Here is a 1049-nt window from a genome sequence, read left to right on the forward strand (position 1 = left end):
CAAGTTGTACTCGTCAGCCGGCCCGGGGCGCTGGAGAAGGGTCGTGTAGCGATACCCATCGTCCCTGCCGAACCGCTCGCCGGAATAGACGAGGTCGAAGCCTCCGATCGAGACGATGACGCTATCGTCTTCCTGCTGGAGCTGAACAAGGGTGAGAATTTCCCTCATCAAGGCGCGACCGGCTGCTTTCCGTTCGTTGAAAGCCTCATCGACGACAGTCATGGCGAAGGCTTCGGCCGCAGTCGGAACCAGGCGCTCGATGTCCGTGCCGATTTCCGCAATCCGTCGCACCGAGATCTCGATATCGCGTTCCGCGTCGCGGATCTGCCGGCGCACCGCATATTGATCGTCGTCATTGGCGGCACGCAGCCGTTCGAGGCGAGCGATATCGGCTTCCAGCCCTGCCTTCTGCATCAGGCGTTCGTCGCCACTCGCAATCGCCTTCGCCATAGCGAACTGATTGGCCGCCCCTTCGCCTAGATCTTCCAGCCGCCGGATCGAGGTGTCGCCGGACAAGGCGGCCGCGATAAAGCGGGCCTTGCGTTCGTTGTTCTGCCACATCGAGGCGTCGAGGGAGCCCTGGGTGGCGTAGGCGAAAATATCGACTTCGTCATGCTGGTTGCCCTGACGCACGATCCGGCCCTCGCGCTGCTTGATCTGCGAGGGCAGCCATGGGACGTCGAGATGATGCAGCGCCTTGAGACGGAGTTGGGCATTGACGCCGGTGCCCATCGTATCAGACGAGCCGATCAGGAAACGGATCCTGCCGGCGCGGACGTCGCCAAACAGGCGCTGCTTGGCCTCGGTCTTCTTGTAGTCCTGCATGAAGGCGATTTCGGAGGCCGGAACGCCCAGGCGGACGAGCTCGTCCCTGATCCAGCGATAGGCGGAAAAACCGCGGCTCTTCTCGACATTAATGGTGCCGAGATCCGAAAAGATCATCTGCGCCGCACCCGGCAGATCGAAAGGCTTGCCGTCGGGCTGGAGATACGTCCTTTGCGACGTCTCCTGCCAGATGCGGAAGGTATTCTGGACCAGCAGGTTGAGCT

At 61.7% G+C, this 1049-nt stretch carries 1 protein-coding gene; it reads right to left on the reverse strand.

Translation table 11 applies throughout. The annotated features are described in order from the left end of the window. Positions 1–1049 (reverse strand): helicase-related protein (locus tag C9413_RS32355; RefSeq protein ID WP_348648825.1); only part of this gene is annotated, 1049 nt, incomplete at both ends.

This window comes from Rhizobium sp. SEMIA 4085 (assembly GCF_013004495.1).
Taxonomy (GTDB): domain Bacteria; phylum Pseudomonadota; class Alphaproteobacteria; order Rhizobiales; family Rhizobiaceae; genus Rhizobium; species Rhizobium gallicum.